The sequence below is a fragment of the Alloyangia mangrovi genome, assembly GCF_002300555.2.
GTDB lineage: Bacteria > Pseudomonadota > Alphaproteobacteria > Rhodobacterales > Rhodobacteraceae > Salipiger > Salipiger mangrovi.
Window position 1 is genome coordinate 1 of sequence record NZ_NTHN02000042.1, and the last position, 14,867, is coordinate 14,867.

A 14,867-nucleotide genomic window follows, 5' to 3' on the forward strand; every position below is an offset into this window, starting at 1 on the left:
TCGAGCGCGCCGCCGCCCTGCCCGGGCTTGCCGAGACGCTGCGACCGCTGGCCCACGCCCTCGCCCGCTGGCGCGCGCCCGAGAACCGCTCGGTCCCCGGCACCGAAGACATGCTGCCGGTCGTGCTGCACAGAGACTGGATCGGTGCGCGCGAGGCCGCGATCCGCGCCAGCGGCGCCCTGCTGCTCTTCGGCGCGCTCTGGCAGGTCACCGGCTTTGCCGCCGGGGCGTTCCTGCTGCTCGGCATGTCGATCATGATCTCGATCTTCACCACCTTCGAGAACCCGATCGCCATGCTGCCCTCGGTCTTCTTCGGGCAGCTCCTTGGCGCGGGTATGGCGCTGGTGATCCGCTGTCTGATCTGGCCGCATGCCGGGGCAGACTGGCACTTGGTGGCGATGGTACTACCCTTCATCTTCGCGGGCGCGCTACTGGCAGGGCACGACCGGGGTATGAAGGTCAGCTTCGATTTCAACATGGTGATGCTGCTTCTGCTGCACCCTGCGCTGCCGCTCACCGGCGATTTTGGCACCTCGGCGCTAATGGCCCTTGCCGTCGTCGCAGCGCCACTCACGGCGTTGGTGGCATACCGCACGGTCTACCCGCCCACACTGCGCCGCAAGCAGGTCACGCTGGCGAGGATGATGCTGCACGACGTGGCGGCGCTGGCCGGCGACGCCGACGCGTTGCGCCACCGCGCGGTCTGGCGCGCGCGGCTCTATCATCGGATGCTGCGGCTGTTCCGGCTGACCGAACGCTCCGCCCGCGCGCAGCGCCACGCGTTGGACAGCGGGCTGGCGTTGCTCGACCTCGGCCATGCGACCATGCGGGCACATGAAATCCTCGCAAGCCCCGACACGCCCCCCCACAGAGCGCCGCGCGCTGAAAGCGGCGCTGGCCCGGCTCGAACGCATCCGCGAAACCCCCGCCCGTGCCGAAGGGGCGCTCAGCCGCCTTGCCCGCCGCGCCGTCGGGGCGGATGCCGAGATTTTCCGCCACGCGGCACGCAGCGCCGCCTCTCTGGCCGGCTGATCTGCCTCAGACGCGCCGCAGCCAGCGGTGCGCGAGGGCCATCTTCTCGCGCACCGGCTGGGTCAGCACGAAGGGATAGAGATCGGGCAGGTCAAGCGCCCGGTTCACGTGGTTCACCGCGATCGACAGGTGCACGGCGCGGGTGATCAGCGCCTCGGTGTCGGCCTCGAGGAAGGCATCGTAGCCCTCCGCCGGAAAATCCGGCAGCCGCAACCCGCTGGCCAGACCGCTGTCGAGCATCGACACGAGGTGCTGCAGATGCGCGAGCGTCTCGGCCCAGTCCTCGTGCGGGTGGGCGGTGGCATAGGTGGTGATGTACTCCGGTCCGCGCTCCTTCGGCGCGTCGTAGTGCTGCTGCAGCGCCGCCGTGTAATCGGCCCGCTCATCCCCGAAGCGCGCCCGGAAATCGTCGAGAAAGGCCGGATCCTCGGCCAGCCGCAGGAAGAGGAAATGCGCCATCTCGTGCCGCATGTGCCCCAGCATGGTACGGTAGAGCTCGTCGAACTGCTCTTGCCGGTGCGCCAGAACCGCGTCGCTTGCCTCGGTGACGTTGATCGTGATGATCCCGTTCGCATGCCCCATGATCACGTCAGCCTCGCCGTGAAGTGTCTCCTCCGAGAGCATGCGGAACACCGGGCGGGCGCCCGGGTCGGCGGGGGTGAACCAGCCCCAGCGCGCCAGTTCGGCGAGCATCCGCCGCTTGGCCAGCTCGCTGTCGGCCCAGAGCGGAAGATTCTGTTCGGCGCGCAGGTCGGGCACCGTCTCGGTCATTGCGCAGGAGCGGCAGAGGCCGCCCTGCTCGGCCACCCAGTTGCAGGCGATTTCGTCGCGATTGGCGCAATGAGGCGCGCCCGCGACCATGGTCTGCGCGTCGGGATCGAAACTGACCTCCTGCCCGCAACCGCAGGCGAGGTTGTGGAAGTAAACCGGGCTCGAGCAGGCGGGGCAGCGGAAGATTTGCATCTGGGATCCTCATGGGCGGGACACGGGTCGGTAACTTCGCAGGGCGACCAAGCGTTCCCATGCGCCAATCAAGCGTTATCGGGCGGCGCATGGGAAGAGAATTGCGTGACGGGCGGAGGACGCCGGCGCCCTCCCCCGGCGGCGGAGCGCACGTCCCCGCCGCCGCCCTTGGGTGAATCACCCTTGCGAAATCCGCTGCAGGCACGTATATGCCCCTTCAACAGCGGCGCGTCGGTCCTGGCACCGAAGCTCCACCGGGAAACACCGACGGGCCGCGCGCCCGTATTTTTGTTTCCGAAGGAGTCGGAGAAACATGACCGACCTCATCGCCAAATCATCGCTCGACAAGCGCCTCGCCGAGATCGTCGGCCCCGTCATCGAAGACATGGGGTTCGAACTTGTGCGCATCCGTCTCATGGGGGGCAAGACCGCCACCCTGCAGATCATGGCCGAACGCCCCGAGGGCGGCATCGAAGTCGATGAATGCGCCGACATCTCTACCGCGGTTTCCGCCGTGCTCGACGTCGAGGACCCGATCATCGACGCGTACACGCTCGAGGTCTCCTCGCCCGGCATCGACCGCCCGCTCACCCGCCTCAAGGACTTCGAGACCTTCGAGGGCTACGAGGTGAAGATCGAGACCGCCGAGATGATCGACGGCCGCAAGCGCTGGCGCGGCGTGGTCGCCGGGGTCGAGGGTGACGAAGTGCTCCTCAACATCGAGGAGGGCGGCGAAGAGCAGACGATCGGCCTGCAATTCGACTGGCTGTCGGACGCCAAGCTGGTGCTCACCGACGATCTGATCCGAGACATGCTCCGCGCCCGCAAGGCGCAGGAAGTGGACGAAACCAAATTCGACGACATCGAGGCCGACGACGCGGCCGCTCAGGAGGACTAAGACCATGGCAATCACCTCTGCCAACCAGCTCGAGCTTCTGCAGACCGCCGAAGCCGTCGCCCGCGAGAAGATGATCGACCCCTCGCTGGTGATCGAAGCGATGGAGGAGAGCCTCGCCCGCGCCGCCAAGAGCCGCTACGGCTCGGAGATGGACATCCGCGTGAAGATCGACCGCAAGACCGGTCGCGCCACCTTCACTCGCGTGCGCACCGTGGTCGAGGATGACCTCCTCGAGAACTACCAGGCCGAGATGACCGTCCAGCAGGCCAAGCAGTACATGGCCGAGCCCAAGGTCGGTGACACCTATGTCGAGGAAGTCCCGCCGGTCGACCTCGGCCGTATCGCCGCGCAGAGCGCCAAGCAGGTGATCCTGCAGAAGGTGCGCGAAGCCGAGCGCGACCGCCAGTACGAAGAGTTCAAGGACCGCCAGGGCACGATCATCAACGGTCAGGTCAAGCGCGAGGAATACGGCAACGTCATCGTCGACGTGGGCCGTGGCGAAGCCATCCTGCGCCGCAACGAGAAGATCGGCCGCGAGAGCTATCGCCCCGGCGACCGCATCCGCTGCTACGTCAAGGACGTGCGCCGCGAGGCCCGCGGCCCGCAGATCTTCCTGTCGCGGACCGCGCCGGAATTCATGGCGGAGCTGTTCAAGATGGAAGTGCCGGAAATCTACGACGGCATCATCGAGATCAAGGCTGTCGCCCGTGACCCGGGCTCGCGCGCCAAGATCGGCGTCGTTTCCTACGATGGCTCGATCGACCCTGTCGGCGCCTGCGTCGGCATGCGCGGCTCGCGCGTGCAGGCCGTGGTGAACGAGCTCCAGGGCGAGAAGATCGACATCATCCCGTGGAACGAGGACATGCCCACGTTCCTCGTCAATGCGCTGCAGCCGGCGGAAGTGTCGAAAGTGGTTCTCGACGAGGATGCCGAGCGCATCGAGGTCGTCGTGCCCGACGAGCAGCTGTCGCTGGCTATCGGCCGCCGCGGCCAGAACGTGCGCCTCGCCTCGCAGTTGACCGGCCTCGACATCGACATCATGACCGAGGAAGAAGAGTCCAAGCGCCGCCAGGCCGAGTTCGAAGAGCGCACCAAGCTGTTCATGGAAACGCTGGATGTCGACGAGTTCTTCGCGCAGTTGCTGGTTGCCGAGGGCTTCACCAACCTCGAGGAAGTGGCCTACGTCGAGCTCGACGAGCTGCTGGTGATCGACGGCGTCGACGAAGGCACCGCCGAGGAGCTGCAGACCCGTGCCCGCGAGTTCATCGAAGAGCAGGCCCGCAAGGCGCTCGAGAAGGCGCGCGAGCTGGGTGTCGAGGAGAGCCTCATTGAATTCGAGGGCCTCACTCCCCAGATGGTAGAGGCGCTGGCGCAGGACGACATCAAGTCGCTCGAAGACTTCGCCACCTGCGCCGACTGGGAACTGGCCGGTGGCTGGACCACGGTCGATGGCCAGCGCCAGAAAGACGACGGCCTGCTCGAGAAATTCGGCGTGGACCTCGAAGAGGCGCAGAACCTGATCATGACCGCCCGCGTGATGCTGGGCTGGGTCGACCCCGAGGAACTCGTGTCCGGCGCGGCAGAGAGCGATGAGCTCGACGCCGAGGATGGCGAGTCCGACGAGGCGGAGGCCTGAGTCCCAGATGAGCCGTGGAGGTCAGGATAAGGACAGGGCAGACGGGCCCGAACGGCGCTGCATCGCCACTGGCGACGTGGAGCCCAAGGGCGGTCTGATCCGGTTCGTGGTCGGGCCCGAGGGTCAGGTCGTTCCTGACCTCGCGGGCAAGCTGCCCGGTCGGGGCATCTGGGTCTCGGCCGATCGCAAGGCATTGGAAAAGGCGGCGGGCAAGGGTCTCTTTGCCCGCGCGGCCAAGGCGCCGGTAACGGTTCCCGAAGGGTTGCCGGATCTCATCGAGGGCATGCTTGCCCGGCGGGTGGTCGAGCTGATCAGCCTCGCCCGCAAGGGCGGCGGCGCCGTCTCGGGTTACGAGAAGGTGAAGGACTGGCTCTCGAAAGAGGAAGCCCGCGTCCTGATCCAGGCCGAGGACGGATCGGCCCGTGGAAAGACGAAATTGAGTACTCCCTACGGGGGGGAACTACATCGGCTGGCTCACCGCAGACGAGCTAGGGCTGGCCTTCGGACGCGAAAAGGTGATACATGCCGCGCTTGGCGCTGGTGGACTCACCAAACGTGTTGTAGAGGAGGCCCAACGTTTGAAGGGCCTGCGCGTCGCATCGGCAGACGCGAAAACGGCAGCAGGGGCTGCCGCGGGCGGCAAGGGCCGCCGGAAAGGATAAGAGAATCTTAATGAGCGATAACGACGGCAAGAAGACTTTGGGTTTGCGCGGCGGGTCCCATTCCGGGAACGTGAAGCAGAGCTTCAGCCACGGCCGCACAAAGAACGTCGTGGTAGAAACCAAGCGCAAACGCGTCGTGGTCCCGAAAGCGGGCGCCGCAGGCGGTGCAAAGGGTTCGGGCGGCGGATCGCATGGTGGTTCGGGCAAGCGCCCGGCGGGCATTTCCGACTCGGAGATGGAACGCCGGCTGCGCGCGCTGCAGGCCGCCAAGGCGCGCGAAGCCGAAGAGACTGCTCAGCGCGAGGCCGAGGAAAAGGCCCGCGCCGAGGAGCGTGAGCGCATGCGCGCCGAAAAGGAACAGAAAGAGCGCGAGCAGCGCGAGGCCGAAGAGCGTGCCAAGGCGAAAGCCGAGGAAGAAGAGCGCAAGGCCCGCGAAGCTGCTGCGGCCGCGGAAGCGGCCAAGAAGGCAGAAGCCGCGCCCAAGAAAGCCGCTGCAGCGGCCAAGGACGACGATGCCGCGGCTCCGGCCCGTGCAGGTGGTGCGCCCGCGGCCAAGCCTGCGGTCCAGCCGCAACGCAAGGCAGAGCGCGAGCGCGAAGAGCGCGGTCGGTCTGCCCGTGCCCGCGACGATGGCAACCGCCGCTCCGGCAAGCTGACGCTGAACCAGGCTCTGGGCGGCGAAGGTGGCCGGCAGAAATCCATGGCCGCGATGAAGCGCAAGCAAGAGCGGGCGCGTCAGAAAGCCATGGGCGGTGCGCAGTCGCGCGAGAAGGTCGTGCGCGACGTTCAGCTGCCCGAGGCGATCACGGTGGCGGAACTCGCCAACCGTATGGCCGAGCGCGTGGCTGACGTGGTGAAGTCGCTCATGCAGAGCGGCATCATGGCGACGCAGAACCAGACCATCGACGCCGACACTGCGGAACTGATCATCGAGGAATTCGGCCACCGCGTGACCCGCGTGTCCGATGCCGACGTCGAGGACGTGATCAAGACCGTGGACGACAAGCCGGAAGACCTCCTGCCGCGTCCGCCGGTCATCACGATCATGGGCCACGTAGACCACGGCAAGACCTCGCTGCTCGACGCGATCCGCAACACCAGCGTGACCTCCGGCGAAGCCGGCGGCATCACCCAGCACATCGGCGCCTACCAGGTGACGACGAAGAACGGCGACGTGCTGTCCTTCCTCGACACGCCCGGTCACGCCGCCTTCACCTCGATGCGCTCGCGTGGCGCACAGGTGACGGACATCGTGGTGCTGGTGGTTGCCGCGGATGACGCCGTGATGCCGCAGACGGTCGAGGCGATCAGCCACGCGAAAGCGGCCAAGGTGCCGATGATCGTGGCGATCAACAAGGTCGACAAGCCCTCGGCGAACCCGACCAAGGTGCGCACCGACCTGCTGCAGCACGAAGTCGTCGTCGAAGAGATGTCGGGCGAAGTGCAGGACGTCGAGGTTTCGGCCAAGACCGGCCTGGGTCTCGACTCGCTGCTCGAAGCCATCGCGCTGCAGGCGGAAATCCTTGAACTCAAGGCCAACCCGCACCGTGCCGCACAGGGTGCCGTGATCGAAGCACAGCTCGACGTGGGCCGCGGCCCGGTTGCGACGGTGCTCGTGCAGAACGGCACGCTCAAGCAGGGCGACATCTTCGTCGTGGGCGAGCAGTACGGCAAGGTCCGCGCGCTGATCAACGACAAGGGTGAGCGCGTCTCCGAAGCCGGCCCGTCGGTTCCGGTCGAGGTGCTGGGTCTCAACGGCACGCCCGAGGCCGGCGACGTTCTCAACGTCACCGAGACCGAGGCGCAGGCCCGCGAGATCGCCGAGTACCGTGCACAGGTCACCAAGGACAAGCGCGCCGCAGCAGGTGCCGCGACGACCTTGGAACAGCTGATGCAGAAGGCCAAGGACGACGAGAACGTCTCGGAACTGCCCGTCATCGTGAAAGCGGACGTGCAGGGCTCGACCGAAGCGATCGTCCAGGCGCTCGAGAAGGTCGGCAACGACGAGGTCCGCGTGCGCGTCATCCACTCCGGTGTGGGCGCGATCACCGAGACCGACATCGGCCTCGCCGAAGCCTCGGGCTGCCCGGTCATCGGCTTCAACGTCCGTGCCAACGCTCCGGCCCGCAACGCGGCCAACCAGAAGGGTGTGGAGATCCGCTACTACTCGGTGATCTACGACCTCGTGGACGATGTGAAAGCGGCGGCCTCGGGCCTGCTGTCGAACGAAATCCGCGAGAACTTCATCGGCTACGCGGCGATCAAGGAAGTCTTCAAGGTGTCCAACGTCGGCAAGGTCGCTGGCTGCCTGGTCACCGAGGGCGTCGCCCGCCGCTCCGCAGGTGTCCGCCTGCTGCGCGACAACGTGGTGATCCACGAAGGCACTCTGAAAACCCTCAAGCGCTTCAAGGACGAGGTTGCCGAGGTGCAGTCCGGCCAGGAATGCGGCATGGCCTTCGAGAACTACGACGATATCCGCCCCGGCGACGTCATCGAGATCTTCGAGCGCGAGGAAGTCGAGCGCTCGCTCTGATCTCCCCTGCCCCATTCAGGGCATCCGAATCCAGAAGGGCCGGCGATTTCATTCGCCGGCCCTTTTTCTTGTCCTGGGAAGTGCAGCAGCCCGGCACCTTTGGCCTCGCCGCCCTGAGCACACGGTGACCTTTGCGCAAGCTGACCTGTGCCGGGACAAGAAAAAAACGAGCCGCCTTATCAGGCGACCGCATGTCGTTGACTTCTAAGGGGCGTACAATCAGACCGGGCGCCCGGTGAAAACCTGCTGCCCGACGCGGACGACGAGACGTCCATCAGGGAGGGTCTTCTCAAGAAAGCCCTGGACCGAAATGCAGCTGCCCATAATGATGGTGCGCAACATGTTGTGTCCTCAACTAAAACTCTGTGCGAATTATTATTACCCCACCGAGGGCCACAAAACTACACAAATCTTGCACAAAACTGTTTCAATAATGGGCAAAACCGCCTGTTTTTGCGCTGAATTTCTGATCATAGGCACAGATAAGTTAAAAAATCCTTGATCAGAGCAAATCCCTGAGAATCGGAATAAGAGGCACGTCAGCGGGCGGCATCGGGTAATCGGTGAGCTCCCGCGCCCGGGCCCATTTCAGCACCTGGCCCTCGCGCGCCTGCGGCACGCCGTGCCACCTGCGGCAGGCAAAAAGCGGCATCAGCAGGTGGAAATCGTCATAGGCATGCGAGGCGAAGGTCAACGGCGCCAGGCAGCTGTTCCAGGTCTCGATCCCCAGCTCCTCGTGCAGTTCGCGGACAAGCGCCGCCTCGGGAGTCTCGCCCGGCTCGACCTTGCCGCCCGGGAATTCCCACAGCCCGGCCATGGACTTGCCCTCGGGCCGCTGCGCCAGCAGCACGCGCCCCTCGACGTCGATGAGGGCAACGGCGGAGACGAGGACGATCTTTTTCATGGCGAGGGGCCTTTGGTGGATGCAAAAAGGCGAGGGGCTCTGCCCCTCGCGCTCCCCGGGATATTTGCCCCTAGAAGAAGGGGCAACCCCGTTACGACCGGTAATCGGCGTTGATGCTGATGTAGCCGTGGGTCAGGTCGCAGGTCCAGACGGTGGCGCTGCCCCGCCCGAGGCCGAGATCGACCGAGATGGTGATCTCCGGTGCCTTCATGAGCCGTGCACCATCTTCCTCGCGGTAGTCCGGCGAGCGCCAACCCTTTTCGGCCACCAGCACGTCACCGAAGCGGATGGTGAGCAGGTCGCGGTCGGCGGCGGCGCCGGATTTGCCGATCGCCATGACGATGCGGCCCCAGTTCGGGTCCTCGCCGGCGATGGCGGTCTTGACCAGCGGCGAGTTGGCGATCGCCATGGCGTGGGTGCGCGCATCGGCATCGCTGGCCGCGCCGGTCACCTCGACGGTGACGAACTTGGTCGCGCCCTCGCCGTCCTTCACCACCTGGTGAGCGAGGTCGAGGAAGACAGTCTCGAGCGCCTCGGCAAAGCCGCTGTCCGCCTCGGTCACCTCGACGCCCGAAGCGCCGGTGGCGCCCATGAGCAACGTGTCCGAGGTCGACGTGTCGCTGTCGACGGTGATGCAGTTGAAGCTGCGGTCGTTGATCTGGCTGACCAGTTTCTGCAGCAGCGGCTGCTCAACCTTCGCGTCGGTGAAGATGTAGACCAGCATGGTCGCCATGTCGGGCGCGATCATGCCCGAGCCCTTGGCGATGCCGGCGATCTTCACCGGCCCGCCCGGCAGCTCGACCGTGACGGTCGAGCCCTTGGGGAAGGTGTCGGTGGTCATGATCGCCTTGGCCGCGCCGGAGATGCCGGTCGCGTCGAGCGAGGAAACCAGCTCCTCCACCTTGGCGGTGATGCGCTCGTGCGGCAGCGGCTCGCCGATCACCCCGGTCGAGGAGGAGAAGACGCGCGCCTCGGGCAGGCCCGTCGCCGCGGCCACGGCCGAGGTCACCGCGCGGGTGGACTCGATGCCGTTGCGGCCGGTGAAGGCGTTGGAATTGCCCGAGTTCACGATGATCGCCGCACCCTCGTCAGAGGCGGCGCCAATCTTGGCCTGGCAGTCGAGCACGGGGGCCGAGCGCGTCGCCGAGCGGGTGAAGACCCCCGCCATGGTGCTGCCTGCGTCGAGCAGGGCCAGCATGACGTCGGTGCGCCCCGCGTAGCGCACCCCCGCCGCGACGGAGGCGAAACGCACCCCCTCGATCACCGGCAGGTCGGGAAAGGCCGCAGGGGCCAGCGGGGAAACGGCGAGGGTCTTGGCCACTCAGTCCTCCAGCAGCTCGAGGTTGGACAGGATCGAGGGATCGACATCCCCCGAGGACTTGCGGGTGATCTCCGCGCCGGCCTCGGCTTCGTCCATATAGGCCGCCACGGCTTCCTGCTGCACCTGCTGCGAGAGCTGATCACGCACCTCGTCGAGCTTCGGCGCTTCCTTGGCGCGGGTCTCGTTGAGCTTGATCACGTGCCAGCCGAACTGGGTCTGCACCGGTGCGTCCGAGATCGCGCCCGGCTCCATGCCCGCGACCGCCGTTTCGAAGGGCTCGACCATCATGCCCTTGCTGAACCAGCCGAGCTCGCCGCCGTTCGGGCCCGAGGGGCCGGTGGACTTCTCCTTGGCCACGGTGGCGAAATCGGCGCCGCCGTTCAGTTCCTCGATGATCGCCTTGGCCTCGTCTTCGCTTTCCACGAGGATGTGCGAGGCGTTGTACTCCTGCCCCTGATCGGCATCTGCGAACTGTGCGTCATAGGCGGCCTGCAGCGCCTCGTCGGTCACCGCGGCATCGGCCACGGCCGACACGGTCTCGGCGGCGAGCAGCGTACGGCGCTCGGTCTTCAGCGACAGGTCCACGCGCTTGGTCTCGACCGCCTTCTCGTCCTGCGCCAGCACTTCCTGCTGCACCAGTTGGTCGAGGATGCCGTCCCAGAGCACGTCATCGCCAAGCTGCTGGTACTGCTCGGGCAGGCTGGCGCGCACGACCAGCATCTCGCCGAGGGTGATGTCCGTGCCGTTCACCGTTGCCACGACGGTGTCGGCGCTCAGCGCCTCGGTCTGCTCCGCGGCCTGATCCTGGGCGTGAAGGGGCAGCGCGAGGGTCAGGGCGAGCGCGGCCGCCCCCAGTGTGGTGAGGGTTTTGGGCATCTAGGCGTCCTTCCAGTTGGCCGCCCGCCACCGGGCGGCGTTGACACTTACCGACCTGCCGCTTACATCGCCTGAAGGCTCTGCAAGGCCGGTCGTTCCCCTGTGTCATATGGGTTGAGTGCGAGGCGGGCAAGCGGATGCCTCACGCAGAACACGACTTTGTCAGACAGCACAGGCAGGCCAAATGCTCGGAATGGGAAAACTCGCGCGGAAGGTGTTCGGCACCCCGAACGACCGCAAGATCAAGGCCACCCGACCGCTGATCGCACAGATCAACGCTCTGGAACCCGAGTACGAGGCCCTCGACGACGCCGGGCTGATCGCCAAGACCGAGGAGTTCCGCAAGCGCTTTGCCGAGGGCGAAAGCCTCGACGCGCTGCTGCCCGAGGCCTTTGCCAACTGCCGCGAGGCCGCCAAGCGGGCGCTCGGCCTGCGCGCCTTCGACGTGCAGCTTATGGGCGGCGTCTTCCTGCATCAGGGTAACATCTCCGAGATGAAGACCGGCGAGGGCAAGACGCTGGTCGCGACCTTCCCGTCCTATCTCAATGCCCTTTCCGGCAAGAGCGTGCACGTGGTGACGGTGAACGACTACCTCGCCCGCCGCGACGCCGAATGGATGTCCAAGGTCTTTGCCGCGCTCGGCATGACCACCGGCGTGGTCTACCCGCAGCAGCCCGAGGATGAGAAGAAACGGGCCTACGCCTGCGACATCACCTATGCGACCAACAACGAGCTGGGCTTCGACTACCTGCGCGACAACATGAAGTCCGAGCTGGACCAGATGATGCAGCGCGGCCATGGCTTCGCCGTGGTCGACGAGGTGGACTCGATCCTGATCGACGAGGCCCGCACCCCGCTGATCATCTCCGGCCCCTCGCAGGACCGCTCGGACCTCTATGTCGCCATCGACCGGCTGATCCCCGAGCTGCCCGACGAGGGCTACACGCTCGACGAGAAGACCCGCAACGTGACCTTCACCGACGAGGGCAACGAGGCGCTCGAGGACATGCTGCACCGCCGCGGCATCCTGCCCGAGGGCCAGACGCTCTATGATCCGGAAAGCACCACCGTGGTGCACCACGTGAACCAGGGCCTGCGCGCGCACAAGCTCTATACCAAGGACAAGGATTACATCGTCCGCGACGGTCAGGTTGTGCTGATCGACGAATTCACCGGCCGGATGATGGCCGGCCGCCGCCTCTCGGATGGCCTACACCAGGCAATCGAGGCCAAGGAAGGCTGCCAGATCCAGCCCGAGAACGTCACACTCGCCAGCGTGACCTTCCAGAACTACTTCCGCCTCTACGACAAGCTGGGCGGCATGACCGGCACCGCGCTCACCGAGGCCGAGGAATTCGCCGAGATCTACAAGCTCGGCGTGGTCGAGGTTCCGACCAACCGGCCGATCGCGCGGATCGACGACGACGACAAGGTCTACCGCACCACCGCCGAGAAATACGTGGCGATCACCGAAGAGATCAAGAAGGCGCACGAGAAGGGCCAGCCGGTCCTCGTCGGCACCACCTCGATCGAGAAATCCGAGATGCTCTCGCAGCTGCTGACCAGCGCCGGGCTGACCCACAACGTGCTCAACGCCCGCCAGCACGAGCAGGAGGCGCAGATCGTCGCCGACGCCGGCAAGCTGGGCGCGGTCACCATCGCGACGAACATGGCCGGTCGCGGCACCGACATCAAGCTGGGCGGCAACTTCGAGTTCCTCGTGATGGAAGCCATCGCCGCCGACCCCGAGGCCGACCCCGAAGAGATCCGCGCCCGCATAGAGACCGAGCATGCCAAGGCCGAGGCCGAGGTGAAGGAGGCCGGTGGTCTCTTCGTCCTCGCCACCGAGCGCCACGAGAGCCGCCGCATCGACAACCAGCTGCGCGGCCGGTCGGGCCGTCAGGGCGACCCGGGCCGCAGCTCCTTCTACCTGTCGCTCGAAGATGACTTGATGCGCATCTTCGGCTCCGAGCGGCTCGACCGCGTGCTGACCAAGCTCGGCATGAAGGAAGGCGAGGCGATCATCCACCCCTGGGTGAACAAGTCGCTCGAGCGCGCGCAGGCGAAGGTCGAGGGCCGGAACTTCGACATCCGCAAGCAGCTGCTGAAGTTCGACGACGTGATGAACGACCAGCGCAAGGTGATCTTCGGGCAGCGTCTGGAGATCATGGAAGCCAAAGATCTCTCGGAGATCGTCGAAGACATGCGCCACGAGGTCATCGACGAGCTGGTCGAGACCCATGCCCCCGCCAAGGCCTATGCCGACCAGTGGGACATGCAGGGCCTCTACGCCGCCTGCATCGAGAAGCTGGGCATCGACCTGCCGGTCATCGCCTGGGGCGAGGAAGAGGGTGTCGACGCGGAAGCCATCCGCGAACGCATCGAAGAGGCAACCGACAAGCAGATGGCCGAGAAAGCCGAAGCCTTCGGTCCCGAGACCATGCGCCAGATCGAGAAGCAGGTGCTGCTGCAGACCATCGACACAAAGTGGCGCGAGCATCTTCTGACGCTCGAGCACCTGCGCTCGGTGGTGGGCTTCCGAGGCTACGCGCAGCGCGACCCGCTCAACGAGTACAAGACCGAGGCCTTCCAGCTCTTCGAGACGATGCTCGAGTCGCTGCGCGAGCGCGTGACCGAGCAGCTTGGCCGGGTGCGCCCGATGACCCAGGAAGAGCAGCAGAAGATGCTGCAGCAGATGGCCGAACAGCAGGCCCAGCAACAAAAGCTCACCGAGCAGGCCCATGCGGTCGGCCCGAGCGAGAACGCCGGCGTGCCGGAGTCGCACGAGCCGCTGGTCGACGGGTTTGACGAGAACGAGCCGGCAACATGGGGCAACCCGAGCCGCAACGACCCCTGCCCCTGTGGCTCGGGCAAGAAGTTCAAGCATTGCCACGGCAGCCTCGCCTGACCGGGCAGCGCTGACATCGCAGACCGACTTTCCGGGGTGGGTCCGGGGCAAAAATGCCCCAGGCCCGCCCCGATGACTCCTCCCCATCGCCGCAACCATGCCTCTTTTGAAGGCCAGATTGTTTCCCGTACGAGTTCAGTTGTCGGGGACGATCATGGGACGGATCAAGACCTACAGGCTTGCAGTTGTAACCCTCAGCGCAGCCGTCAGCATCGGTTTCGTGATGCAGCAGCACGACGCCCGCAGCCGAAGCGCCGGCGCGATGCAGATCGCGCAGATCGAGGACACTTCCTCGGCCCGACTGCCGGATCTCCCCTCTGATCGCGCCGCCGAGGCCAGCCTGCCCGCACCTCAGACGGTGCGCGCCGCTGCCGTGGCCGAGCCAGAGGCCACCCCGGCGACCCTTCCCGAAGAGACCGAGATCACCGCAGCCGATTGCTCGGTCGCCATGTCCGCGCGCACCGGCGCGGGAGCCATGGTCTCGCTCGACATCGTGGCGCCCTGCTTCGCCTCGGAGCGGGTGACGATCCACCACAACGGGTTGATGTTCACCGAGGTGACCCAGCCCGACGGCACGCTGCGTGTCGAGGTGCCCGCGCTGTCCGAGCGCGCGCTCTTCATCGCCTCCTTCGCCAATGGCGCCGGGGCGACCGCCATGGCCGAGGTCCCCGCCCTGCCCTTCTACGACCGTGTCGCGCTGCAATGGCGCGGCGAGAGCGGGCTGTCCCTGCACGCCAATGAATTCGGCGCGGCGGGGGACGAGGCGGGCCATGTCTGGGCCGCCGCCGCCGGCGATCTCACCCGCACCGCGCGCGGCGAGGGCGGCTTTATGACCCGGCTAGGCGATGCCGCCAGCCCCGAGGCGCGCATGGCCGAGGTCTATACTTTCCCCGCTGCCGCCGCGAAAACCGCCGGCGCCGTCACGCTCACCATCGAGGCCGAGATCACCGCGACCAATTGCGGTCGTGGGCTCGAGGCACAGACACTTGAGCATCGCCTGGGCGGCAGCCTGCGCGCCCGCGATCTTACGCTTTCCATGCCCGATTGCAGCGCCGCCGGTGACTTTCTGGTGTTGAAAAACCTGCTCGAAGACCTGAAGATCGCCGCCAACTAGAACGAGCGGTCAAGAGGCCC

At 66.2% G+C, this 14,867-nt stretch carries 10 protein-coding genes and 2 pseudogenes; 7 read left to right on the plus strand and 5 right to left on the minus strand.

Features of this window, described 5'->3' with window-relative positions; translation table 11 throughout:
• Window positions 1–47: 47 nt before the first annotated feature.
• Window positions 48–845, plus strand: a pseudogene (locus CLG85_RS19285) (FUSC family protein); the annotation flags it as partial.
• Between the two features lie 193 nt (window positions 846–1,038).
• On the opposite strand, the gene CLG85_RS19290 reads toward CLG85_RS19285, so the two are convergent.
• Window positions 1,039–1,995, minus strand: a complete 957-nt coding sequence (locus CLG85_RS19290; protein WP_095882087.1) for a zinc-binding metallopeptidase family protein — start codon at window positions 1,993–1,995, stop codon at window positions 1,039–1,041.
• Window positions 1,996–2,308: 313 nt separating this feature from the next.
• Between CLG85_RS19290 and rimP the strand changes: the two genes are divergently transcribed.
• The 4 genes and pseudogenes from rimP (at window position 2,309) to infB (ending at window position 7,724) form a co-directional block, all read left to right on the plus strand.
• On the plus strand, window positions 2,309–2,893 hold the full coding sequence (gene rimP, locus CLG85_RS19295) for a ribosome maturation factor RimP (RefSeq protein ID WP_095882086.1): 585 nt from the start codon (window positions 2,309–2,311) through the stop codon (window positions 2,891–2,893).
• Between the two features lie 4 nt (window positions 2,894–2,897).
• Window positions 2,898–4,529: a transcription termination factor NusA gene (nusA, locus tag CLG85_RS19300; protein WP_095882085.1), complete on the plus strand. Its 1,632-nt coding sequence runs from the start codon at window positions 2,898–2,900 to the stop codon at window positions 4,527–4,529.
• Between the two features lie 7 nt (window positions 4,530–4,536).
• A pseudogene (locus CLG85_RS19305) lies at window positions 4,537–5,191 on the plus strand (RNA-binding protein).
• Between the two features lie 10 nt (window positions 5,192–5,201).
• Window positions 5,202–7,724: a translation initiation factor IF-2 gene (gene infB / locus CLG85_RS19310; RefSeq protein ID WP_095882084.1), complete on the plus strand. Its 2,523-nt coding sequence runs from the start codon at window positions 5,202–5,204 to the stop codon at window positions 7,722–7,724.
• A 219-nt stretch (window positions 7,725–7,943) separates the two neighbouring features.
• On the opposite strand, the gene CLG85_RS19315 is transcribed toward infB, so the two are convergent.
• The 4 genes from CLG85_RS19315 to CLG85_RS19330 form a co-directional block, all read right to left on the minus strand.
• Window positions 7,944–8,066, minus strand: a complete 123-nt coding sequence (locus CLG85_RS19315) for a hypothetical protein (protein ID WP_095882083.1) — start codon at window positions 8,064–8,066, stop codon at window positions 7,944–7,946.
• Window positions 8,067–8,226: 160 nt separating this feature from the next.
• Complete coding sequence (mutT, locus tag CLG85_RS19320; protein WP_095882082.1) at window positions 8,227–8,628, minus strand: 8-oxo-dGTP diphosphatase MutT; 402 nt, start codon at window positions 8,626–8,628, stop codon at window positions 8,227–8,229.
• Window positions 8,629–8,719: 91 nt separating this feature from the next.
• Window positions 8,720–9,949: a bifunctional glutamate N-acetyltransferase/amino-acid acetyltransferase ArgJ gene (gene argJ / locus CLG85_RS19325; RefSeq protein ID WP_095882081.1), complete on the minus strand. Its 1,230-nt coding sequence runs from the start codon at window positions 9,947–9,949 to the stop codon at window positions 8,720–8,722.
• Window positions 9,950–10,825, minus strand: coding sequence for a peptidylprolyl isomerase (locus CLG85_RS19330; protein WP_095882080.1), 876 nt, complete (start codon window positions 10,823–10,825; stop codon window positions 9,950–9,952). It lies immediately after the preceding gene.
• Between the two features lie 184 nt (window positions 10,826–11,009).
• Here CLG85_RS19330 and secA point away from each other — a divergent pair, with 184 nt between their 5' ends.
• Together secA and CLG85_RS19340 are read left to right on the plus strand one after the other, a co-directional pair.
• Entirely contained in the window at window positions 11,010–13,733 is a 2,724-nt protein-coding gene (secA, locus tag CLG85_RS19335) for a preprotein translocase subunit SecA (protein WP_095882079.1), read from the plus strand.
• Between the two features lie 154 nt (window positions 13,734–13,887).
• The gene (locus CLG85_RS19340) at window positions 13,888–14,847 is read left to right on the plus strand and encodes a translocase (RefSeq protein ID WP_095882078.1); all 960 of its coding nucleotides are present in this window, start codon (window positions 13,888–13,890) and stop codon (window positions 14,845–14,847) included.
• The last annotated feature ends 20 nt before the right edge of the window (window positions 14,848–14,867 follow it).